The organism is Mesorhizobium sp. CA13 (assembly GCF_020165235.1).
In the GTDB taxonomy this organism is placed as follows: Bacteria; Pseudomonadota; Alphaproteobacteria; order Rhizobiales; family Rhizobiaceae; genus Mesorhizobium.
The window spans coordinates 198,726-222,005 of record NZ_JAIUHS010000003.1 but is presented as its reverse complement, the minus strand read 5'-3'; the positions used below and the strand labels follow the sequence as shown (position 1 = coordinate 222,005).

The 23,280-nt window shown below is 65.1% G+C and carries 26 protein-coding genes; 12 read left to right on the top strand and 14 right to left on the bottom strand.

Going from position 1 to position 23,280, the window contains the following annotated elements; genetic code table 11:
* Positions 1-156 precede the first annotated feature (156 nt).
* The 3 genes from LB566_RS10010 (at position 157) to LB566_RS10000 (ending at position 2,680) form a co-directional block, all read left to right on the top strand.
* Positions 157-1,188 carry a hydroxyacid dehydrogenase gene (locus LB566_RS10010; protein WP_224624288.1) on the top strand — a complete coding sequence of 344 codons (1,032 nt, stop codon included), beginning with the start codon at positions 157-159 and terminating at the stop codon, positions 1,186-1,188.
* 292 nt (positions 1,189-1,480) lie between these two features.
* The gene (locus tag LB566_RS10005) at positions 1,481-2,146 is read left to right on the top strand and encodes a GntR family transcriptional regulator (protein ID WP_224624287.1); all 666 of its coding nucleotides are present in this window, start codon (positions 1,481-1,483) and stop codon (positions 2,144-2,146) included.
* A gap of 228 nt (positions 2,147-2,374) precedes the next feature.
* On the top strand, positions 2,375-2,680 hold the full coding sequence (locus tag LB566_RS10000; RefSeq protein ID WP_140552326.1) for a hypothetical protein: 306 nt from the start codon (positions 2,375-2,377) through the stop codon (positions 2,678-2,680).
* 63 nt (positions 2,681-2,743) lie between these two features.
* Here the strand turns inward: LB566_RS10000 and LB566_RS09995 are convergent, their stop codons facing one another.
* The 6 genes from LB566_RS09995 to LB566_RS09970 all read right to left on the bottom strand — a co-directional run bounded on the left by LB566_RS09995 (position 2,744) and on the right by LB566_RS09970 (position 8,651).
* On the bottom strand, positions 2,744-3,808 hold the full coding sequence (locus tag LB566_RS09995) for an ABC transporter ATP-binding protein (protein ID WP_224624286.1): 1,065 nt from the start codon (positions 3,806-3,808) through the stop codon (positions 2,744-2,746).
* A gap of 34 nt (positions 3,809-3,842) precedes the next feature.
* Positions 3,843-4,664 (bottom strand): carbohydrate ABC transporter permease, encoded by an 822-nt coding sequence (locus LB566_RS09990; protein WP_140499101.1) that lies wholly within the window; start codon positions 4,662-4,664, stop codon positions 3,843-3,845.
* On the bottom strand, positions 4,665-5,687 hold the full coding sequence (locus tag LB566_RS09985; protein WP_224624285.1) for a carbohydrate ABC transporter permease: 1,023 nt from the start codon (positions 5,685-5,687) through the stop codon (positions 4,665-4,667).
* Entirely contained in the window at positions 5,687-7,024 is a 1,338-nt protein-coding gene (locus tag LB566_RS09980) for an ABC transporter substrate-binding protein (protein ID WP_224624284.1), read from the bottom strand. The genes LB566_RS09985 and LB566_RS09980 overlap by 1 nt, the downstream gene beginning before the upstream one ends.
* Positions 7,025-7,087: 63 nt before the next feature.
* Positions 7,088-7,747, bottom strand: a complete 660-nt coding sequence (locus LB566_RS09975) for a GntR family transcriptional regulator (RefSeq protein ID WP_140552330.1) — start codon at positions 7,745-7,747, stop codon at positions 7,088-7,090.
* Positions 7,748-7,766: 19 nt separating this feature from the next.
* Positions 7,767-8,651, bottom strand: a complete 885-nt coding sequence (locus LB566_RS09970) for a dihydrodipicolinate synthase family protein (protein ID WP_224624283.1) — start codon at positions 8,649-8,651, stop codon at positions 7,767-7,769.
* Positions 8,652-8,901: 250 nt separating this feature from the next.
* On the opposite strand from LB566_RS09970, the gene LB566_RS09965 reads away from it, so the two are divergent.
* Both LB566_RS09965 and LB566_RS09960 read left to right on the top strand, forming a co-directional pair.
* Positions 8,902-10,863 carry an acyltransferase family protein gene (locus LB566_RS09965; protein ID WP_224624282.1) on the top strand — a complete coding sequence of 654 codons (1,962 nt, stop codon included), beginning with the start codon at positions 8,902-8,904 and terminating at the stop codon, positions 10,861-10,863.
* Between the two features lie 143 nt (positions 10,864-11,006).
* Positions 11,007-11,312 carry a hypothetical protein gene (locus LB566_RS09960; protein WP_224624281.1) on the top strand — a complete coding sequence of 102 codons (306 nt, stop codon included), beginning with the start codon at positions 11,007-11,009 and terminating at the stop codon, positions 11,310-11,312.
* Positions 11,313-11,400: 88 nt separating this feature from the next.
* Here the strand turns inward: LB566_RS09960 and LB566_RS09955 are convergent, their stop codons facing one another.
* Positions 11,401-11,997: a DUF6456 domain-containing protein gene (locus LB566_RS09955; protein WP_224624280.1), complete on the bottom strand. Its 597-nt coding sequence runs from the start codon at positions 11,995-11,997 to the stop codon at positions 11,401-11,403.
* 136 nt (positions 11,998-12,133) lie between these two features.
* Between LB566_RS09955 and LB566_RS09950 the strand changes: the two genes are divergently transcribed.
* Both LB566_RS09950 and LB566_RS09945 read left to right on the top strand, forming a co-directional pair.
* Positions 12,134-12,415 (top strand): DUF982 domain-containing protein, encoded by a 282-nt coding sequence (locus LB566_RS09950; protein WP_140552338.1) that lies wholly within the window; start codon positions 12,134-12,136, stop codon positions 12,413-12,415.
* A gap of 99 nt (positions 12,416-12,514) precedes the next feature.
* Complete coding sequence (locus tag LB566_RS09945; protein ID WP_224624478.1) at positions 12,515-12,817, top strand: DUF982 domain-containing protein; 303 nt, start codon at positions 12,515-12,517, stop codon at positions 12,815-12,817.
* A 233-nt stretch (positions 12,818-13,050) separates the two neighbouring features.
* On the opposite strand, the gene LB566_RS09940 is transcribed toward LB566_RS09945, so the two are convergent.
* Positions 13,051-13,635 (bottom strand): GcrA cell cycle regulator, encoded by a 585-nt coding sequence (locus LB566_RS09940; RefSeq protein ID WP_224624279.1) that lies wholly within the window; start codon positions 13,633-13,635, stop codon positions 13,051-13,053.
* Positions 13,636-13,763: 128 nt separating this feature from the next.
* Positions 13,764-14,015, bottom strand: coding sequence for a hypothetical protein (locus tag LB566_RS09935; protein WP_224624278.1), 252 nt, complete (start codon positions 14,013-14,015; stop codon positions 13,764-13,766).
* Positions 14,016-14,200: 185 nt separating this feature from the next.
* On the opposite strand from LB566_RS09935, the gene LB566_RS09930 reads away from it, so the two are divergent.
* Positions 14,201-14,905 (top strand): XRE family transcriptional regulator, encoded by a 705-nt coding sequence (locus LB566_RS09930; protein WP_224624477.1) that lies wholly within the window; start codon positions 14,201-14,203, stop codon positions 14,903-14,905.
* A 66-nt stretch (positions 14,906-14,971) separates the two neighbouring features.
* On the opposite strand, the gene LB566_RS09925 is transcribed toward LB566_RS09930, so the two are convergent.
* Positions 14,972-15,274 (bottom strand): hypothetical protein, encoded by a 303-nt coding sequence (locus LB566_RS09925; protein WP_224624277.1) that lies wholly within the window; start codon positions 15,272-15,274, stop codon positions 14,972-14,974.
* A gap of 173 nt (positions 15,275-15,447) precedes the next feature.
* On the opposite strand from LB566_RS09925, the gene LB566_RS09920 reads away from it, so the two are divergent.
* The 4 genes from LB566_RS09920 (at position 15,448) to LB566_RS09905 (ending at position 17,757) form a co-directional block, all read left to right on the top strand.
* Positions 15,448-15,816, top strand: a complete 369-nt coding sequence (locus LB566_RS09920; RefSeq protein WP_224624276.1) for a hypothetical protein — start codon at positions 15,448-15,450, stop codon at positions 15,814-15,816.
* Between the two features lie 191 nt (positions 15,817-16,007).
* Complete coding sequence (locus tag LB566_RS09915; protein ID WP_224624275.1) at positions 16,008-16,568, top strand: hypothetical protein; 561 nt, start codon at positions 16,008-16,010, stop codon at positions 16,566-16,568.
* A complete protein-coding gene (locus LB566_RS09910; protein WP_224624274.1) occupies positions 16,565-17,185 on the top strand; it encodes a hypothetical protein in 621 nt (206 codons plus the stop codon). The genes LB566_RS09915 and LB566_RS09910 overlap by 4 nt, the downstream gene beginning before the upstream one ends.
* Complete coding sequence (locus LB566_RS09905; RefSeq protein WP_224624273.1) at positions 17,182-17,757, top strand: hypothetical protein; 576 nt, start codon at positions 17,182-17,184, stop codon at positions 17,755-17,757. The genes LB566_RS09910 and LB566_RS09905 overlap by 4 nt, the downstream gene beginning before the upstream one ends.
* A gap of 22 nt (positions 17,758-17,779) precedes the next feature.
* Here LB566_RS09905 and LB566_RS09900 read toward each other — a convergent pair whose 3' ends face one another.
* The 4 genes from LB566_RS09900 to LB566_RS09885 form a co-directional block, all read right to left on the bottom strand.
* Complete coding sequence (locus LB566_RS09900; protein WP_224624272.1) at positions 17,780-18,865, bottom strand: calcium:proton antiporter; 1,086 nt, start codon at positions 18,863-18,865, stop codon at positions 17,780-17,782.
* A 142-nt stretch (positions 18,866-19,007) separates the two neighbouring features.
* Complete coding sequence (locus tag LB566_RS09895; protein WP_224624271.1) at positions 19,008-20,321, bottom strand: hypothetical protein; 1,314 nt, start codon at positions 20,319-20,321, stop codon at positions 19,008-19,010.
* 316 nt (positions 20,322-20,637) lie between these two features.
* Positions 20,638-21,654: an ABC transporter permease gene (locus LB566_RS09890; RefSeq protein ID WP_140551997.1), complete on the bottom strand. Its 1,017-nt coding sequence runs from the start codon at positions 21,652-21,654 to the stop codon at positions 20,638-20,640.
* Positions 21,651-23,219, bottom strand: a complete 1,569-nt coding sequence (locus LB566_RS09885; protein WP_224624270.1) for a sugar ABC transporter ATP-binding protein — start codon at positions 23,217-23,219, stop codon at positions 21,651-21,653. Before LB566_RS09885 ends, LB566_RS09890 begins: the two co-directional genes overlap by 4 nt.
* Positions 23,220-23,280: the final 61 nt, after the last annotated feature.

Sequence of the window (23,280 nt, the reverse complement as noted above, 5' to 3'; positions counted from 1 at the left end):
TTTGGGCCTTGTGGAAGAACCGCCCTCGCCCTAGCCGCAATCCCGCCTTTCTTGTCGCGAAATTCTCCTCCTCCGTATGCATGTTGTAAGTCGTTTAATCCGGGATAGATTGCATCCAGAAGGGCGCCAAAACGATCGCGCCGGGAGGAATTCGCCATGTCCGACAGCGCCTTGCCGCTGGTCATCAGCGCGCCCGAACCGCGCACGCTCGACCTCATCTTCACGCCGCCGCAGCTGGCGCGCTTCAAGGCGAAATATCGCATCGTCGAGACGACGCCGGACGGCGTGGCGAAACTGCCGGGCGATGTGCTGGCCGAGGCCCGCTACATCGTCGGCCAGCCGCCGATCGCGGCCGAGACGCTGGAGAAGATGAAGGCGCTGCGCTGCGTCTTCAATGTCGAGAGCAACCTCATCGACAATATGCCCTATGAGACGCTGTTCGCGCGCGGCATCCATGTCGTCACAACGGGCCTGGTCTTCGCCGAGCCGGTGGCCGAGCTCGGCCTTGCCATGGCGCTCAACCTCGCCCGCGGCATCGTCGATGCCGACCTTGCCTTCCGCAAGGGCGAGGAATTGTGGGGCGGCGACGGCAACCGGACGGCGCGGCTGTTGTCAGGCGCCGATGTCGGCATCATCGGCTTCGGCGATCTCGGCCGCGCGCTGAACCGGCTGCTGTCGGGTTTCCGCACCAGGACAAAAGTCTTCGATCCCTGGCTGCCGCCGTCGATCCTGATCGACAATGGCGTCGAGCCGGCCTCGATGGACGAGGTGCTGTCCGGCAGCGACTTCGTCTTCGTCGTCGCCTCGGTGACCAGCGAGAACCAGGGCTTCCTCGGCGCCGACGCCTTTGCCAGGATGCGCAAAGGCGCGGCCTTCATCCTGCTCAGCCGCGCCGGCGTGGTCGACTTCCCTGCTTTGATGGCGGCGGTGAAGAGCGGCCATATCCTCGCCGCCAGCGACGTCTTCCCCGAAGAACCGCTGGCGCGGGATCACCCGGTGCGCGCCTTACCCGGCTTCCTGCGCTCGGCTCACCGCGCCGGCGCGCTCGATATCGCCTTCAAGCGCATGGGCGACATGGTGCTGGAGGACATGGACCTGATCGATCGCGGCCTGCCGCCGCTGCGTTCCAAGCGCGCCGAGCGCGAAACGGTCTCGCGCATGCGCTCAAAGCCGGTGGACAGGAATTGACGGGTGGCTGGGTCCGCGCAAATCGGCGGGCCTTCGCATCGCCTTCGCGTCGCTTGACAAAAGCATGGCCAGCGACGACCCTCGACCGGCCCATCGGGGAGAAATCGACGCGCAACGCCTGTGAAAAGCTGAGGCTCGGCAAACGGCAGGGGGCGTCGGCGGTAACGGCGCAGCCGGCGGGCCCAGGGCCAATCGGTCCGGCCGGCCAAGCGGTCCGGTTTTCTTTTTTCGCCATGGCAAGGCGGCAAGAGCGGCCCTTGCCATGAGGCTGTCGAAAACGCGACGGAGCGCGATGCTCAACACGATCGATTATGGCGGCAAGGAAGCCGATATCGTCCACGCACTGGAGGAAGACATCATCTTCGGCAGGCTGGCGCCCGGCGCGCGCCTGGTCGAGGACGTGCTGCTCGCCCGCTTCCCGGTGTCGCGCCATACCATCCGACAGGCGCTCTATCAGCTCGAAAGGCTAGGCGTCGTCACGCGCGAGCGCAACAAGGGCGCCATGGTGCGGCGGCTGTCGCCCGACGAGGTGCGGCAGATCTACGAGGTGCGCGAGATGCTGCAGCGGCAGGCGGCGCTGATGATCCGCCTTCCCGCGAGCGAAGCGCTGATCGAAGAGCTGACGCAGATCCTTCGCATCTATAACGGCCATGTCGAGAGCGGCTATCTGCGCGGCATCCACGAGGCCAATGACCGTTTCCATCTCACCATGTTCTCGGCCTGCGGCAATGCCTATCTGGTGGCCTCGATCGAGCATTACATGCGCCTCAGCCTGCCGGTGCGGGCCAATTCGCTGGCCGACAGGGAAAAGCTCGACATCTCGCGCCAGCACCACGCAATGATGATCGAGGCGCTCAAGCGCCGGGACAATTGGGTGCTGGCGCAGCTCTGCGTCGACCATTTGCAGCCCAGCAAGACGTTCTATCTCCAGGAAATCGAGAGCGGCGACGCCGGCTGAAACCGGGCCGACAGAAGGCAGCAGCAGCGGATGAGCGAGTCCGGTCGCTGCAAATCTAACGATGCAGCCAAACGAAGAAAAAAGCGGAAAGTTTCGCGGGCGTGGAAGAATATATTTCTTCAGACCGGCCGTGGGCGGGCACGGCGAACCGGAACTTTCCTCCGAACCTTCCGTTTCTTTGACGATCGTTGCTTCGACGGTCGAAGAGCAACAGGGAAGGATCCTATCATGAACATCAAGATGATCTGCGTCGGCGCGATGACACTTTCGATGCTCGCGGGCTCGGCCCTCGCCGCCGCGAACAAGGGCACGTCGGCACTCGACGATCCGGCCAAGATGCAGCCGTTCTACACCGACTCCAGCATGAAGAAGATGCGCAGTGGTGACGAGTTCGCGAAGGTGTGGAAAGCGCTCACTCCGGAAGACCAGAAGATGATGATGACGGCCTGCGAGGATGAGGCCAAGGACGCCAACGCCGCCAACAGCCATCCGGAGTTCTGCAGCAGCGTCAAGGCGAATGGCGGCAGCAAATAGACCGGCGGCGAGCAGGCTTTTATAGCCCGTATCCTGAGACAGCCCCGGCCCGCGGGGCTGTTGTCATGCGCCGATGCGCCGGCCGGTTTCGGCGTCGAACAGATGCGCGCAGGCGCGGTCGACCTGGATGCGCACCGGCTGGCCCTGCTTGAGCGCCAGCCGCTCGCGGAAAAGGCAGTCTATCTCCTCGCCGCCGCAGTCGACCTTGGCGGATATCTCCGAGCCGGTCGCTTCCAGCAGCGTGACGCTGCCCGGGATGCCGTCGCTGCTGGCGCGGATGTGTTCGGGGCGGATGCCGTAGACGAACTCCCCGCCCGGGATCTGCGCCGGGTGAAGCGGCGCCGGCAGCGGCAGGGTCAGCCCGCCTGCGCTGCGGAAGATGCCTTCCTCGATGCGGCCGCGAATGAAATTCATGGCGGGCGACCCGATGAAGCCGGCGACGAAGAGATTGGCCGGCCGGTCGTAGAGGTCGAGCGGCGCGCCGACCTGCTCGACCAGGCCATCATGCAGCACCACGATCTTGTCGGCCATGGTCATCGCCTCGATCTGGTCATGCGTGACATAGATGGTGGTGGTGCCCAGCCGTTGGTACAGCGCCTTGATCTCGCCGCGCATCTGCACGCGCAGCTTGGCGTCCAGGTTGGAGAGCGGCTCGTCGAACAGGAAGACCTGCGGGTCGCGCACGATGGCGCGCCCCATGGCGACACGCTGGCGTTGGCCGCCCGAAAGCTGGCGCGGGAAGCGGTCGAGCAGCTTTTCCAGGCCGAGGATGCTCGCCGCCCTGTTGACGCGGCCGGCGGTATCGGCCGGATCGGCTTTCTTGATCTTGAGCGCGAAGCCCATATTGTCGGCCACCGTCATATGCGGGTAGAGCGCGTAGTTCTGGAACACCATGGCGATGTTGCGATCGCGCGCCCTGAGATCGTTGACGACCCGCTCGCCGATGGCGATCCTGCCGGCCGAAATCGTCTCCAGCCCCGCGATCATGCGCAGCAGCGTCGACTTTCCGCAGCCCGAAGGTCCGACCAGGATGACGAACTCGCCGTCGGCGATGTCGACGCTGACGTCGTGAATGATCCGGGTCGCTCCGAATGCCTTCTGCACATTGTTGATCGTCACCGCTGCCATTTCATGTCCTCACCTGGAAAGAGTGTCGTCGGCGTCAGCCGCCCTTGACCGCGCCGGCGGTCAGCCCGGCGACGATCTGCCTTTGCGCGAACATGGTCAGCACCAGCACCGGCAGCGTCACCACCAGTGCGGCGGCGGCCAGCGGCCCCCAGCTCACCTGCTCGTAGGAGAGCATGTTGTAGACCGCGACCGGCAGGGTCCGCGTCTCTCGGCTGGCCAGCACCACGCCGAAGACGAAATTGTTCCAGGAGAAGATGATGGACAGGATGAAGGCCACCACGATGCCCGGCCTGGCGATGGGCAGCGCGACCAGCCGGAATACCTGCCAAGAGGAGGCGCCGTCCATGCTGGCGGCCTCCTCCAGCTCCATCGGCGTGGTCTCGAAATAGCCGATCATCACCCAGACCACGATCGGCACCGTGACCACGAGATGGATGATGATCTGCGGCCATAGCGTGCCCAGTATGCCCGCCCATTGGAACAGCAGGAACAGCGGGATGAGATAGGACAGCCCCGGCGTCATGCGCGCGATCATGATGACAACCGCCGACCGTTCGGCCTTGAGCCGCGCTATGCCGTAGCCGGCAGGCACGCCGATCAGCAGCGCCAAGAGCGTCGCCGTGCCGGTCACCAGCACCGAGTTCCAGAAGTAGAGCAGGAAATTGTTCTCCTCGAACACCTTGGCATAGTTCGACCAGGCCACATGCTCGGGGATGAAGACCGGCGGCGAGGCGCCGTTGTCGATCTCGAATTTCAGGGACAGCGAGATCATCCAGAGGAAGAACAGGATCGCCGGCGAGACGAAGACCAGGGCGGCGAAGAACAGGCCGATCCGGTTGAGCAGTCGCGAACGCATCTATTTGCCCTCCCCGTCGGTCCAGCGGCTGCGCTGGCGCAGCATCAGCAGGACGAAGGACAGCGCTACGATAAGAACAAAGAACACCACCGCCATGGCCGAGCCGTAGCCGACGTCGTAATAGGAGAAGGCGATGTTGTAGAGATAGATGTTGATGGTCTCGGAGGCCGTGCCCGGCCCACCCTGGGTCATCGCATAGATGATGTCGAAGCTCTTCAGCGCGTCGATCGTGCGGATGATCACCGCGATCATCAGGAACGGCGCGATCATCGGCAAGGTCAGGTAACGGACCTGCTGCCAGGCATTGGCGCCGTCGATCTCGGCGCTCTCGAAGGGTTCGCGCGGCACCGAGGCCAGCCCGCCCAGAACGATCAGCATCACCAGCGGCGTCCACTGCCAGGTCTCGACCGCGACCAGCGAGGGGATGACCGTCCTGGCGTTGAAAATCCATTCCTGCGCGGGAATGCCGACCAGCGACAGAAGGTAGTTGAGCACGCCGAGTTGCGGATGGAACATCATCGTCCAGACCAGCGCCACGGCGACGGGCGTGGCCATCATCGGCATCACGAAAATGCCGCGCAGCACGCCGCGCAGCGGGAACCGGGCATCGAAGATCAGCGCCGCGATGGTGCCGAGAAGCATCGGCGCGGCCACCGAGAGGAAAGTGTAGGACAAGGTGTGCGCGAGCGATTCCCAGAACCGCCCATCGCCGACCAGTCGCAGATAGTTCTCCATCCCCGCGAAGCTTCGCGACTGGCCGAGCGTCCAGCGGTTGACGCTCATCCACAGCGTGAAGGCCCAGGGAAAGACGATGACGGCGCCGACGACGACCAGCGCGGGGACGACGAAGGGCCAGTAGCTGGGAGCCAGCTTGACGGGCCGGCCCCCTTCGCTTTCCTGTTTCGCCACCCCGGCGCGATCGATCGTCGCCCCGGCGCGATCCGTCGTCGCCCCGGCGCGACTCGTCGTCGCCCCGGCGCGACTCGTCGTCGCCCCGGCGCGCTCTGGGGCAGTTGCGGACATCAGCCTTGCTCGCTCCTGTCGAGGACCGGCTGGAACTGTTCCGTCGCCTTCTTCAGTTCCTCCGCCGGGTCGGCCCCGGCGAGCAGGTTGCTGAGCGCCACGCCATAGATGTCGCGGAACTCGGTGACCGGAATAATGACCGGCAGCGCCAGCCGGCTGACATTGCCGGAGCCGACCACGGCGTCGAGCCAGCTCGCCGGCATGGTCACGCCCTGGCGCACCTTGGGGTCTTCCAGCACCGATTTGCGGAACGGCACACCGGCACCTGCCTGCAGCAGCCGGGCGCCCATGCCGGCCGACACCGCCCATTGGCAAAAGAGATAGGCTGCTTCCTTCTTCTCGCTGGCCGTGGTCACGCCGAGCCCGTCGCCGAACGTACCCGAGGCATGCGCCTTGGGGCCCTTGGGCATGACGCCGTAGCCGACCTTGCCGACCACCCTCGACTTCTCCGGATTTTCCATCGGCGGCGCGAAACCGACGCCGTCGAACCACATGCCGATCTTGCCTTGCAGGAAGGCGGATTGCGCTTCGGCCCAGTTGAAGCCGGTAACGCCGGGCGGCGCGGATTTGGTCATCAGCCGCTGGTAGAGGGCGGCCGCCTCCACCGCTTCGGGCGCGGTGGTGCGCAGCTTGCCCTTGTCGTCGAGCGGCGTCATGTCGTAGCCGAGCATCAGCGAGGTCCAGACCGGCGTATTGGCGTTCTTGAGGCCGCGCGCGACGAAACCGTAGGTGTTGGCCGACGGGTCGGTCAGCGCCTCCGCGGCCGCAACGAGCTGATCGAAGGTTTCGGGATATTTGAGGCCCTTGGCCTCGAACAGCTCCTTGTTCCAGTAGATTATCCAGTAGTCGACCGAGAACGGGAGCGAGCGCAGCACGCCCTCGCCGTCCTTGGCAAACAGCATGCCGGCATCGGCAAAGTCCTTTTCGACTAGGCTCGGATCGGTCAGCGTCGGGTCGGCAAGGTAGCCCGATATGTCGGCCAGCCAGCCGCCCTTCTCGAACTGCCGCTTCTGCACATGGTAGCTCAGATGCACGACGTCGAAGCTGGGTTTGCCGGAGCTGAGCTCGATGACCGTCTTCTGGCGCTGCTGCTGCTCGGGCGTCGCCTCGGCATTGACCTTGATGCCCGTCAGTTCCTCGAACTCGGCGAGATATCTGATCAGCGTGTCGCTGCGCGGGCTTTTCACCAGATTGACGTCGAGCGTCGAGCCCGCGAAGCGCTTCCAGTCGACGCCGGCGGCAAGGCTCGGGCGGATACCGGCAAGGCCGGCGCCGGCGAGCATGGCGGCGCCCGTAAGGAGTTGTCTTCTGTTTGGGTTGAATGGATTGGACGGCATTTCTTCCTCCCGGTTGCTGTCGTTGTCGATTGCACCGCGACAAGCACGGCGCGGCCTGCTTCCTCAGATATGGAGCGCCAGCCGGCGCGCATTGTCGATATGCTGGCTGATCGCCTCGACCGCCTTTTGCGGATTGCGGCTTTCGAGGGCTTCGATCACGCTCAGATGCTCGCGCATCACCGGCACCACGCGGCCGTCGATGCGGAACCGTTCCTGGTGGATCAGGCGGATCTTCACCGAATTGACCAGATAGGCCTTGGCAATGATCTCGTTGCCGAGCGCATCGATGAAAGTGTCGTGCATGGCCCAGTCGATGGTCTGCGCCCTGGCCTCCATCTCCGGCGTCGGGGTCTGCGCCAGCGCCTGCGCCAGCATGTCCTCATGCTCGCGGCGCAAGCGCGCGAGTTCGCCGTCGGAGGCGCTGACGGTGAACAGCGCCACCGCCTCGCGCTCCATGAACAGGCGGAACTGGAAGGCCTCGCGGATCAGGCTGATGTCGATATGCGCGATCTGCATGCCGCGCTGCGGGATCGTCGTCAACAGCCCCTCGGCTTCCAGGCGCGGCACGATCTCGCGGATGGCGCCGAGCGGCAGGCCGGTGAACGCGACGAGTTCGCGCTGCGACACGAACTGGCCCGGCTTGAGGTCGCGGGCCAGCAAATGCCGCGTGAAGCTGGCATAGGCCTGCTCCCGCAGATTTGTCTGGTCGCCGCCATTGGCCATTTCAGTGCTTCCTTCCCCGTCAGGCCGCCGCGGCCGCGAAAAGAGTGTTGTAGGCAGCGCCAAGCTGCTGGCGCTCCGGCGCCGCGATCGGCTCGAGCGGCGGCCGCACCGCCAGCCAGCGCTCGTCGCCGGTCTTGCGCGCCACCATCACCTTGACCGCGGGAATGACCGGGTGCTTGAGCAACTCGAGCACGAAACGCTCGACGCGCACGTCGTCGTGCCCTTTCTCGGCCATGGCGAGGACCTCGCCGGCGGCGAAATTGGCCATGCCCGAAATCGCGCCCTGGCCACCGATCCTGACCGCCCGCGCCAGATGCCGCTCGTCGCCGATCAGGATCACCAGATCGCCATGGGCACCGAGCAGCGCCTCGCTATAGGCCCAGTCGCCGCCGGAATCCTTGACGCCGGCGACCACGTCCGGAAACGCCTGGCGCAGCCGGCCGATCAGCCCAAGCGAAAGCTGCACCGTGGTGACCGAGGGAATGTTGTAGAGCAGCACGCCGCGGGCCAGCGGACCGAGAGCGGCAAAGACGGCGGAAAACCAGCCGAAAAGTCCATCGTCGCCGATATTCTTGAAATAGCTGGGAGGGGCAAGGAGGATGTTACGGGCGCCGCGCTGCAAGGCATGCCGAGCCTGCTCGGCTGCATCCTCGGCCGCATCGACCAGCACGCCTGCGACAAGCTGATGCGGCGCGATGCCGGCCGCCAGCATCTCCTCGGTGACAGCCCCCCGCTCCCCGGTGCCGACCGAAGCGCCCTCCCCGGTGGTGCCGAAAAGCGTCACGCTGGTGCAGCCCTGCGCCAGGCAGCTCCGGGCCAACGTCACCATGGGTGGAATGAGGATTTGCCCCGACGCATCGAAAGGCGTGGCCAGGGCAACCGAAAGACCAAAACGCGATGTCACCAGCGAGTCTCCCAAAAAAGCAGTTCGCAGGCAGTGCTAACATGCTAACATGTTAGTCGTAAATAGGGTGAGTGCCATTTACGGAAACACAAGTTGTGATGCTTCCTGTGCAGGCTCTATCCATGCCCAGGCCCTTTTGTGCCGTTTTCCTTTTTCCTGCCATGTTGCGTTGCGAAAGATTTGTTGCATTGCGATACGATCCGCCCCGGCCGACAATGGCCGCGGGTTGGGCTTGCACGAAGGATTTGTCGTGGCAGCATCGTTCCGACCCGATATCGAGGGAATGCGCGCACTGGCGGTAGCCGGTGTCGTCGCCTATCATTTTGGCCTCACCGCCCTGCCCGGCGGCTTTGCCGGCGTCGACATCTTCTTCGTCATCTCCGGCTATCTCATCACAAGACACCTTTTGCAGGAGATCGGCGAGAGCGGCCGGCTGAACCTGTGGCGCTTCTATGCCCGCCGCGCCCGGCGGCTGCTGCCGGCCTCGCTGTTCGTCATCCTCGCCACGCTGCTGGCCGGCGCCTTCATCCTGTCGCCGGAGGAACAGGCGCTCTATTCGAAGGGCGCGATGTTTGCCTCGGCCTATATGATCAACCTGTGGCTGATCCGCTGGTCGTTCGACTATTTCGCTTCAGACGCCGCCAACAACCCGTTCATCCATTTCTGGTCGCTATCGGTGGAGGAGCAGTTCTACCTCGCATGGCCGGCGCTGCTTCTCCTCGCCGCATGGCTGCGGCCGGGACGGCGCGCGGCCATCGTGGTCATCGGCGTCACCGGCCTGGTGTCGTTCGTGGCCTGCGCCTGGCTGACCAGCGTTTCGCCGCCCTGGGCTTTCTATTTCTCGCCGCTGAGGGCCTGGGAGTTCGCCGCCGGCGGGCTTGCCACGATGGTGCCGGCAAATTTCCTCCGGTACCACCCGCGGCTGCGCGCCGCGCAAGGCTGGCTCGGCCTGGCGCTGATCGTGCCCGCCTATCTGCTGCTGGACGAGGCGCTGCCCTTCCCCGGCCTGCTGGCGCTGCTGCCGGTCGTCGGCACGGTGCTGCTGCTGGTCAGCGGGGCAGGCGAGCGCCAAGCGGGTGGCAAGCTGGCCGGCGCCCCCACGGCTGTCCTGTCGCTGCCGCCCATGCAATGGATCGGCAGGCTCTCCTATTCGCTCTATCTCTGGCACTGGCCGGTCATCGTCTATGCGGGAATGGTCACCGCGGAGCTTTCCGGCCTGGACAGGTTTGCCTGCCTGGCACTGACGCTGATGCTCTCCATCTTCACCTATCACGTCGTCGAAAACCCCGTTCGCCGCAACGGCTGGCTGATGGCAAGCGCCGCCCGCGCGCTCGTGCCCGCGGCGCTGCTGACCGGCGCCGGCGTGGTCGCGGCCTACGCCAACGCCAAGTTTGCCGTTCACGAACTCGATCCGGAGCAGCGCGTCATCGCCCAAAGTGCGGCGCGTCCATCCACCGCGCGCGCCAGGGGCGGCTGCGTGCTCGACTACGAGACCGTCACCCCGAAGCCCTGCGTGTTTGGCGCCAAGGATGCGAAAGGCACGATCGCGCTGTTTGGCGATTCACATGCCGACCACTGGTCGACGCCGCTGATCGAGGCAGCCGAAAAGCGCGATTACCGGGTGGTTACCTGGCTCAAATCCTCGTGTCGGGCGTCCCGGCTGTCGACATGGTCGAGCAAGCTGAAGCGCGACTACGCCGAATGCGACCAGTGGCGCGAGCAGTCGATCAAGGAGATCCTGGCGCTGAGGCCGGCCCTGGTGGTGATCTCGGAAATCGCCCTGACCAGCTCGCGCAAGATGGCGGCCGGCAAGGATGAGCCCGACAGCCAGGACGCGGAGTGGAAGGCGGGCTTGCGTTCGACGCTGGAGACGTTCAGCAAGGCCGGGCTGAAGATCGCCTTCATCCGCGACGTGCCCTTCAACGACGAGCAGGTCGACACCTGCGTGGCGCGCGCGCTGTGGCGCGGCGACACGCCCTCGCTCTGCGACCAGACGCGTGCCTATGCCGCCAACGACGCCATGGCCGCGGTGGAGCGCGACGTCGTGCGCAGCGTTCCGAACGCCAGCTATGTCGATATGACCGACCAGTTCTGCAACCAAACCACCTGCCACGTCTTCATCGGCGGCAAGATCGCCTTCCGCGACCGCCACCATCTGGCGACGGCCTTCGCCGAGACGCTGGAGAAGCCGCTGGAAAAGGCACTGTTTTAGAAGGGTTAGCGCCCCAAAAGGCGCGCTGCCGACGAAGTCGCTCCGTCACGGCGCGCGCGGGCGCGAAACATTGCTTTACCGACTCTACGGGAACGGTGCCGCGTGAGGAGCGTTTATTAGAGGGACCTTAAGAGGAGGTTGTCATGAAGAAACTCTTGCTCGCATCCGTGATTGCCGTCGCTTCGGCGGTGGCGGTGATGGCCCCGGCAAATGCCGCCAGAATCACGCTCGGCATCGGCAACGGCTATGACGACGATTATTACGTTCCCAGATATCGTCACCATTATCGCGATTATTCCGACGATGACGGCTACTATGGCCGTTACAGCATGTATGACGAGAGCTATCGTCCGCGTTACTACGGTCATCGTCGCTGCCACACCGAGGTGATCAAGCACTGGCGTCATCACCATCGGGTCATCGAGAGGGTCCGTGTCTGCCGACGTTGAACTGACAATTGATCCGGCCGGCGACGCGCCGGCCGGATTGTAGTGCACAGCCCATGCCCAGGAATGGCGCTGCCCCGGCACCCGGCTGTTATTTTCGCATCATCATCCCGTAGTGCATCGCCAGCAGATCGAGCCCGATTCTCAACAGCTTTGCCGCCACGTCCCTGCCCTCGCTCACCTCTCCCGCCACGCCTCTGACCGACTGCTCCAGGCACACGATCTTCCGCACCACGTCGACCACCTCCCAATGGCCGAGCGCGCGGGTCGCGGCGGCGTGTGACCGTCCGGCATTGAGCACGCTCTCGGTGATGCCGCCGCTTATCCTGTCGCCGTCGACGCGTTCGCTCCAGCGCATCGGCTTGATACCAGCCTGCTGGCTGGCGCGGAAATCCTCGCGGTAGCGCAGACCAGCCTCGCGCTGCTGGTGCGACAGCGAGGTGATGCCCAGCAGCGGATCGATGCTGCGCACCCGCACGATACCACCGGTGGAGGTATGGCCGTCATTGGACACCTCATAGACGCGCCGCGCCTCAGACGTGCCGGTTGCGAGCCGCTTGCGGCCGAACTCGTCGTCCCGCAACGCGAAATCATGGCCAACCTCGCGGCGGATGCGCACCTGCTCGGCCTCGCCCTTCGGCAGCTTCGGCGTCTGCGGTTTAGCTGATCTGGCGGCTTTCTTGCTCATGGCTGCGTCCTTGTGGGGGGAGTGGATTGAGGTGCTGGCTGGCTAGGCCGCGATCCCTGGCGAAATTGGCTGCGTGCGCCGGAACCAGCGGCGAGGCTGGGCGTTGTGCCGCACCAAACCAACAGGAGGTATGCCCATGACCGCCTTCATGCCGGTGACCTTGCGCTTCTGCGACAACAAGACCATGCTGGTGGGCTCCATCGCCCAGGCGGCGACCGCGCTTCGCCGGCAATGGCCTGACAAGACGGCCACCGCCTATCTGGATGCGACAAGGCTGGTCAGGCTCGCCATCGATGGCAGCTGCCGCCAGCGCGTCGCCTTCGAGGCTTTCACCAAGGCGGCAGGACAGCAGGGGCTGCTGGTGGCGAAGCCGCGTAGCCGCGCCCATGAATGGCTCGACGCCGCCGCGGGCCCGTGAGGCGGCTGAAAACGTGATGCAACCGCGCCGCCGCCTTGCACGTTGAGAATCGCTGGCTTTCGAGCCGCGCGCAACGCCAAGGTAAGTGCCGTGGGTACCATGAAAACAGGATCTCCGCTCAAAGTATACCTGGACGGGCATGTCGAGGTGATCGACAGCGTCGCTGAGGCAGCCGACTTCCTGCAGCGTTGGCCGGTTGAACGGCGCGGTCACGTCTACCGCAGTGCGCTCAACGCGTGCAGCGCAGCCATCGCGGCGCAGATTTCGCACGCCGACGCGATGAAAGCGTTCATCGGCTTCGCCCGGGTCACCCGTATATTGGCCGGCGATGACGGCCGGCCAACGATGCCTGATGCAATGAGCGTGCGGATGCCAAAGCAGGGCCACGATCTGCCAAAATAAAAGCGTTGCGTGGCCGCCGTTCTCGCCAGATCGCCGACACTGCAGAAGCAAAGCCGGCGTTGCGGCCAGCTTTGTCCCCGCCTTATGGAGAAAGATGCTTAGTGGGCCAATGAGAGGCGCCAACGCTTCGATACCTTGCATCTGAACCAATCTCCCAAAACTCTCGGCTGTATTCCCAATCCTGCACCGGCGTTGCCTCCTGCCGGCATCGTCCCTCCCGAACGGGAGGACGCTCATCCTGCCTCGCAGACACGCCGGCGGAAGCGCGCCTGGTGATAGGTGCAGTAGCTTTTCATCGCCATTGTGCGCATGCCGCAGCACAGCATGTGGGCGCCCGGCCGGCCGCCGGGCGCATCGTTTTCCGGATTTTGCTCCAGCGTCAGGTCGAGCGGAGCGCGGCAGCGGCCGAACAGGCAGTCGACGAAGCGCATTGCCACGCCATGCGGCTGGCGGCCAATCGGGCTTCGCTGCGGCACCGGCACCTCCAGGCGGTAGGCTTGCCCGTCCGCGATCAGCAAGCCGGCCCCGCGCGCTGCGAGGCGTTCCGCACCTTCACCCTTCGGCACGCGCTTGCGTCCGGCCTTGGCGGCGCGGTCCGCGGCCTTGTCATTCGCCCTCTCGGCTGCCGCGATGCGCTTGCTGTTGGCAAAGCCGATCGAACTCAGCATGGCGTTGCGGTGAACGATGCCGATGATGGCGTCGCGCGACACCGGGCTGCCTCGCGACGCGCTGAACCGAGCCGCGATGCGCGAGGCGGAAAGTCCGTCCGTCAACCAGCCGGCGATCGCCTGCAATTCCTTGTCGCCGTAAAGTGCCATGTCTGGTCTCCGTCCATTGCGCGGGCGCGGCAGCGCGCGACGCCGCCGACGAGTGTCGGTGTCGGCCCGCCGCAGGCGGTGGGCATTGTCGGGTTCGATCCGGCCTGTCGGCCGTTGGGTTGGCGGCCTCAGCCCGGCCGGCCGTCCAGCGCGGCGAGGCGCGCCTCTGCCGTCTTCCGGTCGGGTGCGGAAACCGCCCTGCCCGTCAGCCTGTCGAGCAGGATCACGGTGCCGTCCTCGGTGCGTATCAGGGAGCGGATCCGCACCGCGCTGAATTGGGGGCCGGAGCCGCGGGGAGCGACGGCTCCGGCCGTTCCGGCCGCCGGTGACGGGCGGACCGGACGTGCGGCTGATGCATCGGGGCAATCAGCCTCACGCATCGCCCTGGCCGGGGAGGAGGACAGCCGGGGCGAAAGGGAATGAGCACTGGCCGGCTCGCGTGAAGCTGGCCTGAGGGCGCTTTCGACTCGAAAGGGGTTGAGCTTTTGCATGAACGGATATAAGCATAACTCAAAAACAGATGCAAGCCATTCTTTCATGGACGAAAGCAGCGCTTGTTGGTCACATGGGTGCCATGGTGAAAACGCAACTGTCGATCAAGGTCGGAGCGGCAATCCGCCAGGCGCGCAAGCAGCGCGGCCTGGTCATGCGCCACATCGCCGAGCACAACGACACCGACGTCGCCGCCGTCGGCAATTGGGAAACCGGTCGCAACCTGCCCAAGACGGAAAACCTCCTGAAGACCGCCGCCTTTCTGCGTGTCGACCCGGTGGCGCTCGGCAAGGGCGACGTGGTCTTCCTCGACGATGCCGGACCGGTCAACGACGCCGAGATCGTCACCGATGCCGGGCCGCCCCCCGCCGGGCCGATGGACATCCAGGTGCTGGGCGCCGCGGTTGGCGGCGACGACGGCGATTTCACCTTCAACGGCGAGCCCGCCGGCTACGTCCAGCGCCCACCCGGCATCCGTAACCTCGCCAAGGTGTTCGCGCTGCACGTGCTCTCGGATTCCATGGTGCCCCGTTACGAGCCCGGAGACCTGATCTATTGCGGCGGCCGCGATGCCGTCCCGGGCGATCATGTGGTGATCGAAACCTTCCCGGAAGAGAACGAACGCAACGGCAAGGCCTTCATCAAGAAATTGGTCAAGCGCACCGCCGCCGACCTGGTCGTCGAGCAGTACAATCCGCCGAAGACGTTGACCTTCAACCGCTACGCCATCAAGCAGGTCTGGCGGGTCATTCCGTTGAAGGAATTGCTGGGCTATTGAGGGCGACGGGGCAATTCTTCCTCCCACAAGCGGAGAAGGCAAAACCCAGCGTCGACGCCCTCGCCTTCACGCCCGCCCCGATCCCTCCAGCGGCATCTCGCGCTCGCTCAGCATCAGCGCCTCGCTGCGCACGCGCTGGCGCTCGTCGATAAACGCCGCCCGGATCTGGATCGCCGTGCCCGGCAGCCCGTCGGCGCGGCAGGCCGAGCAGACCAGCCGGCCCGAAAGTGCTGCCAGCGGCGTATTGCCAGTCACGCCGAAGCGCCGCAGCTGATCGGGCTTCCACCACCTGTTGCGGCCGCAATCGGCGCATTCGACCGATATCGAAATGACATCCGCAATCACTGATCCCCTGCCCGTCAATGCCATCGCGGCTCGCCTCTTTGTTCCCTGTTTGTTCGCATCTTCCTGTGTTTTGAAACGAGAGTCGAGTCGCATCTTTCAGCGTTCTGCAAAAGTTTCTCTTTCATCAATTTTTGAGTTATGCTTCTATGTAGCTTGCAAAGCCGAGTCGGCGCGCGTGCAGCACCCCGGGAGAGATGATGGACACCCTTGCCGCCGATTTCGCTCACGCCTGCGGCTATGGCGGCGACGATCACGCTCTCATCGAAGCCTTCGCGAGAATCCGCGAACACGGCATCCGCCAGGCGCGCCTCGGCCATTTCAGGCGCAAGGTGATCGTCGACGCGCTGAAACAATCGGAAGCGCTTTTCCTGGCGGCGATCGGCCCGGCGCTATCGGCACAGGAAGCCATCGAGGACGCCGCCCGCTTCATCGCCTTCTGGCGCAACATGCCGCGCTGGCGCCAGGAACGGCGTCTGGCGGACCTCGCCAGGGCGAGGCAACAACGCCTGCTGGCGCGCTTCTTCCGCCGCTACGGCCACCGCATCTGGGCCTTGGAGGCGGCATAGGCGGGCTCGCCAAGCCATCGGCGACCATACTGCGCCACGAGGGAAAGGCAGCCATGAGAAGAGCTGGGCAATGCCGCCATTTGCGGGTTCCCATCCGAGTGTTTTCTTCCTAGATTGCCTGCGGGTGGCTGATCGTTCGACGTGCATATCAGGGAATGTTCAAGACTGCCCGTTCAAGAGTCCAGGCCTGGATGACGGCAGGCGCGGGAACCATCGCCGCGCTGCTGGCGGCCGGCCTCATGGGCGCCTTTGGCGCCCTGCCCGCTCACCCTCCGCCGCAACTGCCGTCCGATGCCGCCATCGATGCCGGCCGCTGGCGCATCAAGCCGGTGCGTGCCTATGTCAGCCATGCCGACATCCATGGCGTGCCGCTGAAACCGGGCCAGAAGGCACTGGTGCTGGAGGCCGACATGACCAACCGCACGGCCGAATCCAACAAGGCCTATTTTGCTGTCTTCAAGCCGGAGGGGATCACCCTGCCGGACCCGATGCCGATGATCGCCCTGATACGCGATTCGACCCTGGCGCCGGAACTGCACCCCGGCATGACCGAGCGCCTGGTCTATGTCTGGCCGCTGGCCGGCGACGCCGCCGTGCCGCCTACGCTCGCCTTCGGCGTCACCGCGGAAATCTTCAAGCCGCGCGACAATCTCTACGGCACGCCCGGCTGGTACAATCCCTACCGTCTCGGCACCGTCACCTTGCCGCTCGCCGATATGCCGGCAACGGACACGCCGGGAGCCGGCTCATGAGCATGCGGGTCCTCGGCAATCTCGTGATTCTCGCCGCCACCGTGGCGCTGAGCTACGGCATGCAGCTTTCCAAGCCGCATTATGCCGACCTTACCGCGCCCATACCGGTCGACGGCGCCATGCACGACACGGTGCGGGCACGCAGCTTCGACGTGCGGCTGGACGGGGTCGTCTTCGCCCGGGCGCTGAAGACCAACCAGTTCGGGCAGCAAAAGCTTTTGACGACGAGCGGCGTGTGGGCGGTGGTGACGACCAGCCTCACCGCGACCGACGCCTCCATCACGGTCGCGGACGGCACCTGGCAAGGTCCGACCGGTCTGCGCTATCGCCAGACGGAGCGGCTGGGCTATCGCCAGGACATGCCGCCGCACAGCGTCGATCCCGGCTTGCAAAAACGCGGCCTGTTCGTCTTCGAAGTGCCGCCCGACCAGATCCGCGGCGCCAGGCTGCTGATCGCCGGGCGCCAGTTCGGACCGCTCGATGCACAGGCCCGTATCAGCTTCGACGGACTGCCGGCCGGAGCCGATGGACGGCCGGCCGGCATCCTGCCGCAATACGACCTGGATGCACCACCGGGCCGGACATCGCAGGGCCAGATATCGCAGGGCAAGCCATGAGCGCCGTCTCGACCGATATGGAGCCGGCGGCCGAGCGGCAGGCCGAGAAAAAATGGCGCAGGCGCAGCCTGGCGGCGCTGGTCATCCTGCTGCCGCTGGCGCTGGCAGAAACCAGCCATGACAGCCTGCGCGAATGGCTTGGCGGCGAAGACCTCATCGCCAGGGATGTCCAGTTTGGCCAGTCCGCGCGCTTCGGCGGCAGCGACTGGAAACTGGCGGACCTGCGCGGCGGCAAGGCCGGCCGCTTGCCCGATCAGGCCTTCGCCGTCATCGCCACCTTCTCCGTCACCATCGGCGATCCCGACTTGCAGAAGCAATGGCTGGGCTGCAAGCTGATGCTGACCGATGCCGCCGGCCGCCGCTGGCTCCCCGACATGATTTCGGGCGTCAGACTGCCGGACGGCGTGATGAACTGCACCTCGGCGATCTTCTCCGGCGCCAAGACAGGCGACGTCATCACCATCGGCGACACCTTCATCGTGCCCGAGGATGCCATCAAGACCATCCGTCCCGCCATTGGGCTGGGAAGTGAGCGGCCGTGGTACCTGCGGTTTCAACGGCCGCCGAAGTAACGACAGCGCCGGCAGTCCGGAGTCACGGCACGGCGATCAACAGGACGTAGGCAACAAAGACGACGAGGTGAGCAAGTCCTGTGAGAACCGTCGTGCGTCCGGTACTGAAACTTATGACACTCACCGCAAGGGCCAGAACCAGCAAAATCACGTCGCTCGGACCGAGACCGAGGTTGAGCGACTTTCCGGTGATGAGGCTGGCCGCCGCCACTGCCGGGATCGTCAGTCCGATGGTCGCGCACGCCGAGCCCAAAGCGACGTTCAATGCGCGCTGGAGCTCATTCCCCCACGATGCCTTGACGGCGGAGATCGCCTCGGGGAGCAGCACGACAAACGCAATCATCGCGCCGACGATCGCATCCGATTGCGGGATCTGCAGATAGGTAAGGCCATCTTCAACGCCAGCCGCGACCCGTTCCGTCAGCAGAACGATCCCGACCAGTCCCAGAAGCAGGAAGACGAAATGCGTCGGCACGCCGTGAACCTGCGGAGAATGGCTTTCCGGGGCGCTTTCACGGACCTGCACCTCCAGGAAGTCCTCTTTCTGGCTGTAGCTCTGGGCGAAAACGAAACTGCCGTAGAGCAAGAGCGACAGCAGCGCGACGAAGGCCAGTTGCGTGGGAGAAAATGTCCCGGGGCTGGTGGCGAGCGTGTAGTTCGGAAGCACCATGGTCAGCACCGTGATCGCGGTCAGCACCGAAAGAAAGGAACTTGTGCCTTGCCTTCGGATGTCCTGGTGGCGGTGCCGCCACCCGCCGAGTGTCAGGCACAGCCCCACGATGCCGGTGCAAACGATCATGACCGTGGAGAACACGGATTCTCGCGCCAGGGTCGGATTGTTGGCGCCATGTCGCATCATCGAGACGATGATCGACACTTCGATCGTCGTTACGGCCAAGGTAAGGACCAGGGTGCCGTACGGCTGTCCGACACGTCGGGCTATCGCCTCCGCATGTCGCAACACGGCAAAGACGGTTGCCAAGGTAAGAACGATCGATATGCCGGCAACGATCACCACAATCGCCGTCCGGTAATCGTCGATCGGCTCTATGTTCGATTGCAATATCAACGCCAGCGCGCAGCAGACCACAGGCAGGCCGAAGGTCATTGTCTCACTTCGACGGCGGAAGAAGTAAGTCATGGCATTCTCTTCGATCTTGCGAATGCAAACAGGCGGTCTGTTTACGAGACCAGGAAAGATCGCACTTTCGCCTCATCACACGTACATGGCAAGGCGCGACAAGGATACGCTACGGTCGTTCCCGTCGCCACCGGGAACGACCGCCCGCCTCAACCGTCCCCTTGGAAAGCGAGAACGCCGTCTCCAGCACGGCGGCGAGGAAGCAGATGCGCAGCGGCTCGACCAGGATGCCGGTGGAGGAATCCTGGAACGGGCTGCCGAACAACAGCGTCACGCCATGCGACAGGATCTGCCAGACGTCGAGTTCGTGCGGGCCGATCAGCCGCGTCGCACCCAGCCACAGCCAGGCCGCGCCCCAGTCGAGCAGGCGGTAGCCGACGATCAGCGTGCACAGCAATGCGAGGCTGGAGCTTACCGTCAGCCGCACGCCATTGGCGATCGGCAGATAGCGCGAGCGGTAACCGGCGATGAAATGCTCGACGAAATCGCGCAGGAATTTCGGCAGGCCGGCATAGCGCTTGCCGACGCGTTCCAGCCGGCCGTGCACGCGCATCAGTGCCGTGTCGTCGCGCACGTCATAGCCATAGATCAGCGCCGCCATGACCAGCCAGATCAGCGGCAAGAGCATGTAGAAGAACAGGTTGACGGCGATCGTCGAGGGCGCGATCGAGGTGATCTCGACCGGCACCATGGGCGCGGCCGTCGCCGCCGGCACCGGGCTCGCCAGCCCGTCGGCAGAGGCCTGCAGAACGGACCAGAAATTGCGGCTCATCAGCCATTGCAACGCGCTGTCCTTCCAGCGGCTGATGACGTAGAGACCGACGAAGATCCAGTTGGTCTCGCAGATCACCACCACGATCTGCCAGAACGAGCCGGCGCCCGTTTTCGTCTGCATGAATTTGGCCAGCCGGCGCACCAGCCAGGACACCGCCACCGAGACCAGCAGCCAGCGCGAATCCAGCACGTCCAGCACATTGGCGCTCTGGCCGAAACCGGCCTGGTCGAGCGTTTCGCGCGAATATTGGCGCACGATGTCGCCGAGGAATCCCCAGGCCGCATAATAGGCGAAGAAGGGCAACAGCGCGATGGTGATCATCCGCACCAGCCGCGAACCGCGCTCGTCCGCGGCTCCCTCCCTCTCGGCGACCGTGGCCTTTTCCGCGCCACGCTGCGCGGCCAGCACATGGGGCAAGCCGGGGCGCAGCACATGGAACATCGCCACCGTCACCACCAGTTGCGCCAGTGCCACCAGCGTCAGCATGGCGAGCCCGGCGAAATGGTTGGCGAGCGCCACCTTGGCCGCCAGTTGCAACAGCAGGTCGCCGGCCAGAACACCGGCCAGAACAAGCGCGACCAGTTGCGGCCAGAACCGCCGCAGCAGCGAAAAACTCAAGCTGATCGGTTTGATGATATCGGCAAACATGAGGTTCTCTCAGAATGCCACCCGCCCCGGGCCTTTCTAGCAAGCACGGATCGTTTTGCAACCGGAGCGGGTTCCTCCCCCTTTTCAGAGGAAGGGAAAAATCCGGCGTCCCTTATTCCGTCGAATGATGCGCTGACCGGCATCGTTGCGGTTCTTCCTTCTCCCCTTGTGGGAGAAGGTGGATCGGCGCGTTGGCGCCGAGACGGATGAGGGGTGTTCCAGCGGGATGAGACGTTGGTGCTCCCTGGAGCACCCCTCATCCGACCTCGCTTCGCGAGGCCACCTTCTCCCACAAGGGGAGAAGGCAAAAACCGTCCTACCTTCTCACCCGCGACTTCAGCCAGCGATCGAACGCCACCGCCAGGATCAGGATAAGGCCGATGACGATGCTTTGCGTGTAGGACGAGACGTTGTTGAACTGGAGCCCGTTCTGCAGCACGCCGATCAGGGCGGCGCCCACCACGGTGCCGCCGACCGAGCCGATGCCGCCGAACAGCGAGGTGCCGCCGATGACGACGGCCGAGATGACCGTCAGCTCGTAGCCGATGCCGGCCACCGCTTCGGACGAATTCAGCCTGGCCGACAGCACGAAGGCGGCGAGCCCGGCAAAGAAGCCAACGATGACATAGACCGAGACCAGGATGCGGTCGACACGCAGGCCCGACAGCCGTGCGGCCTCGGCATTGCCGCCGACGGCGTAGACGGCGCGTCCATAGCGCGTATAGCGCAGCACGATGTGGCACAGGATGGCGGCCACCGCGAAGATGAGCGCCGGCACCGGCACGGGGCCGATCAGCCCGGTGCCGAACCAGCGCATCGAAGCGTCGAAGCCCGAGATCGGGCCGCCATTGGAGATGGTCAGCGTCAGGCCGCGAAACACGGTGAGCCCGCCCAGAGTGACGACGAAGGGCGGCACTTTCAGCCTGGTGATGGCAAAGCCCTGCACGCCGCCGGCCACCGCCCCCACCACCACGGCGGCGAGCAGCGCCGCGAACCAGCCATAGCCCTGCGTTCCCGACGTCGACAGCGACAGCGTGTTGGCAGTACCGCCCTTGGCGACCACGGCCGCCACCATGCCGCAGAAAGCGAGCAGCGACCCGACCGAGAGATCGATGCCGGCGGTGAGGATGACGAAGGTCATGCCGAGCGCGATCAGCCCGGTGATCGATATCTGGCGGGTGATGTTGAACAGATTGATCGGATCGATGAAGCTCGGCTTCAGCACGGTGAAGACGACCACGAGCGCCGCCAGGAACAGCAGCGGCCCGAAATTCATCAACAGCCGCGCAATGCTGATGCCGCCACGCCGGCTCTGCTCCTCGGCCACGCTCATCGTGCCTCCTCCTCAACCGCTCCCGGCTGGTCGAGCGCCATCAGTTCCATCAGTTTTTCCTCGCTTGCCTCGATGCCCGGCATCTGCCCGGTGATGCGTCCCTTGCGCATGGTCACGATCCGGTCCGACACAGCCAGCACTTCGGGCAGCTCGGACGAAATCATCATCACCGCTATGCCGCGCGCTGCCAATTGCACCAGGATCTGGTGCACCTCGGCCTTGGCGCCGACATCGACGCCGCGCGTCGGCTCGTCGACGATCAGCACCTTGGGATCCCGCGCCAGCCAGCGCGCCAGGATCACCTTCTGCTGGTTGCCGCCCGACAGGCCCTCGATCGCCTGCTCGGCCGACGCCATGCGGATCGACAGCATTTTCCGGAACCCCGCCAGCGCATCGCGCTCGCGCCGCTCGGCCATGAAGCCGAAGCCATTGCTGAACCGCCCGAGCGAGGCGACGGAGAAATTCGGCAGGATGCCGAGCGCGGCGAAGATCGCCTGATGCTTGCGGTCCTCAGGCACCAGGCCGATCCCGAGCGCTATGGCATCCGCCGGCGAGGCCGGCGCGATGGGTCTGCCGTCGAGCGTTATCGTGCCGCCCGCGATCCGGTCGGCGCCGAAGATGGCGCGCGCCAGCTCCGTCCGGCCCGAGCCGACCAGGCCGGCGACACCCAGGATCTCGCCGGCCTTCAGGTCGATGTCCACGCCGTCGAGCACGATGGCGTGCGGCGCTTCGGGGTCGCGCACCGTGCGCAATCCGCGCACCGACAGCACGACGTCGCCGGCCACCGTGCGCTGCGCCGGCCGCGCATAGAGTTCGGACGCCGCGCGGCCGACCATTTTCTCGATGATGCGCGGCAATCGGATCGGCCCGCCTTCGCGGTCGAGATTGCCGGCCAACCTGCCGTCCCGGAGCACCGTCATGCGGTCGCAGATGGCGGCGGCCTCCTCCAGCCGATGGGTGACGAACATGATGGCGACATGGTCCTTGCGCAGCCTGTCCATGATCGACAGCAGCCGCTGCACCTCTGTCTCGGTCAGCGCCGAGGTCGGCTCGTCCATGATGATCAGCCGGCTCTTCAGCGACAGCGCCCGTGCAATCTCGACGAGCTGCTGCTCGGCCACCGAAAGCGCCGAGACCGGCGTCATCGGATCGATCGTGAGGCCGACGCGGGCGATGATCGTGCGGGAGTCCTGCTCCATCTTGCGCCAGGAGACAAGGCCGAGCGGACCGGTCGGGGCGCGGCCTATGAAGATGTTCTCCGCCACCGTCAGCGTCGGGATCAGGCTGAGTTCCTGGTAGATGGTGACGATGCCGAGCCGCTTGGCATCCTGCGGGCTCGACGGCCGGTAGTCGGCGCCGTCGAAAATGATGTGGCCGCTGGAGGGCGGCATGACGCCCGACAGGATTTTCAGCAGCGTCGACTTGCCGGCGCCGTTCTCGCCCAGCAGGCCGAGGATTTCGCCGGGCCTGACATCGAGCGAGACCTCGCTGAGCGCCGTGACGCCGGCGAAATGCTTGGTGACGCCCTCGACGGCGAGCAGGACGGGTGCGGCTTCAGCTGGCAAGGGTGGCTTCCTTAGTGAAGTTCATCCGGGCTCCGTCAGCGCTTGAACGCCCCCCTCTGTC

What these genes read in the sequence shown, in the direction of transcription:
- LB566_RS09895 (WP_224624271.1), bottom strand. Translation starts at nt 20,321, where the DNA reads ATGTTTGCCGATATCATCAAACCGATCAGCTTGAGTTTTTCGCTGCTG.
- LB566_RS09910 (WP_224624274.1), top strand. Translation starts at nt 16,565, where the DNA reads ATGAGCATGCGGGTCCTCGGCAATCTCGTGATTCTCGCCGCCACCGTG.
- LB566_RS09920 (WP_224624276.1), top strand. Translation starts at nt 15,448, where the DNA reads ATGGACACCCTTGCCGCCGATTTCGCTCACGCCTGCGGCTATGGCGGC.
- LB566_RS09995 (WP_224624286.1), bottom strand. Translation starts at nt 3,808, where the DNA reads ATGGCAGCGGTGACGATCAACAATGTGCAGAAGGCATTCGGAGCGACC.
- LB566_RS09985 (WP_224624285.1), bottom strand. Translation starts at nt 5,687, where the DNA reads ATGTCCGCAACTGCCCCAGAGCGCGCCGGGGCGACGACGAGTCGCGCC.
- LB566_RS09960 (WP_224624281.1), top strand. Translation starts at nt 11,007, where the DNA reads ATGAAGAAACTCTTGCTCGCATCCGTGATTGCCGTCGCTTCGGCGGTG.
- LB566_RS09980 (WP_224624284.1), bottom strand. Translation starts at nt 7,024, where the DNA reads ATGCCGTCCAATCCATTCAACCCAAACAGAAGACAACTCCTTACGGGC.
- LB566_RS10010 (WP_224624288.1), top strand. Translation starts at nt 157, where the DNA reads ATGTCCGACAGCGCCTTGCCGCTGGTCATCAGCGCGCCCGAACCGCGC.
- LB566_RS09975 (WP_140552330.1), bottom strand. Translation starts at nt 7,747, where the DNA reads ATGGCCAATGGCGGCGACCAGACAAATCTGCGGGAGCAGGCCTATGCC.
- LB566_RS09930 (WP_224624477.1), top strand. Translation starts at nt 14,201, where the DNA reads ATGGGTGCCATGGTGAAAACGCAACTGTCGATCAAGGTCGGAGCGGCA.
- LB566_RS09945 (WP_224624478.1), top strand. Translation starts at nt 12,515, where the DNA reads ATGAAAACAGGATCTCCGCTCAAAGTATACCTGGACGGGCATGTCGAG.
- LB566_RS10005 (WP_224624287.1), top strand. Translation starts at nt 1,481, where the DNA reads ATGCTCAACACGATCGATTATGGCGGCAAGGAAGCCGATATCGTCCAC.
- LB566_RS09990 (WP_140499101.1), bottom strand. Translation starts at nt 4,664, where the DNA reads ATGCGTTCGCGACTGCTCAACCGGATCGGCCTGTTCTTCGCCGCCCTG.
- LB566_RS09915 (WP_224624275.1), top strand. Translation starts at nt 16,008, where the DNA reads ATGACGGCAGGCGCGGGAACCATCGCCGCGCTGCTGGCGGCCGGCCTC.
- LB566_RS09935 (WP_224624278.1), bottom strand. Translation starts at nt 14,015, where the DNA reads ATGCGTGAGGCTGATTGCCCCGATGCATCAGCCGCACGTCCGGTCCGC.
- LB566_RS09955 (WP_224624280.1), bottom strand. Translation starts at nt 11,997, where the DNA reads ATGAGCAAGAAAGCCGCCAGATCAGCTAAACCGCAGACGCCGAAGCTG.
- LB566_RS09905 (WP_224624273.1), top strand. Translation starts at nt 17,182, where the DNA reads ATGAGCGCCGTCTCGACCGATATGGAGCCGGCGGCCGAGCGGCAGGCC.
- LB566_RS09925 (WP_224624277.1), bottom strand. Translation starts at nt 15,274, where the DNA reads ATGGCATTGACGGGCAGGGGATCAGTGATTGCGGATGTCATTTCGATA.
- LB566_RS09900 (WP_224624272.1), bottom strand. Translation starts at nt 18,865, where the DNA reads ATGACCTTCGGCCTGCCTGTGGTCTGCTGCGCGCTGGCGTTGATATTG.
- LB566_RS09890 (WP_140551997.1), bottom strand. Translation starts at nt 21,654, where the DNA reads ATGAGCGTGGCCGAGGAGCAGAGCCGGCGTGGCGGCATCAGCATTGCG.
- LB566_RS09950 (WP_140552338.1), top strand. Translation starts at nt 12,134, where the DNA reads ATGACCGCCTTCATGCCGGTGACCTTGCGCTTCTGCGACAACAAGACC.
- LB566_RS10000 (WP_140552326.1), top strand. Translation starts at nt 2,375, where the DNA reads ATGAACATCAAGATGATCTGCGTCGGCGCGATGACACTTTCGATGCTC.
- LB566_RS09940 (WP_224624279.1), bottom strand. Translation starts at nt 13,635, where the DNA reads ATGGCACTTTACGGCGACAAGGAATTGCAGGCGATCGCCGGCTGGTTG.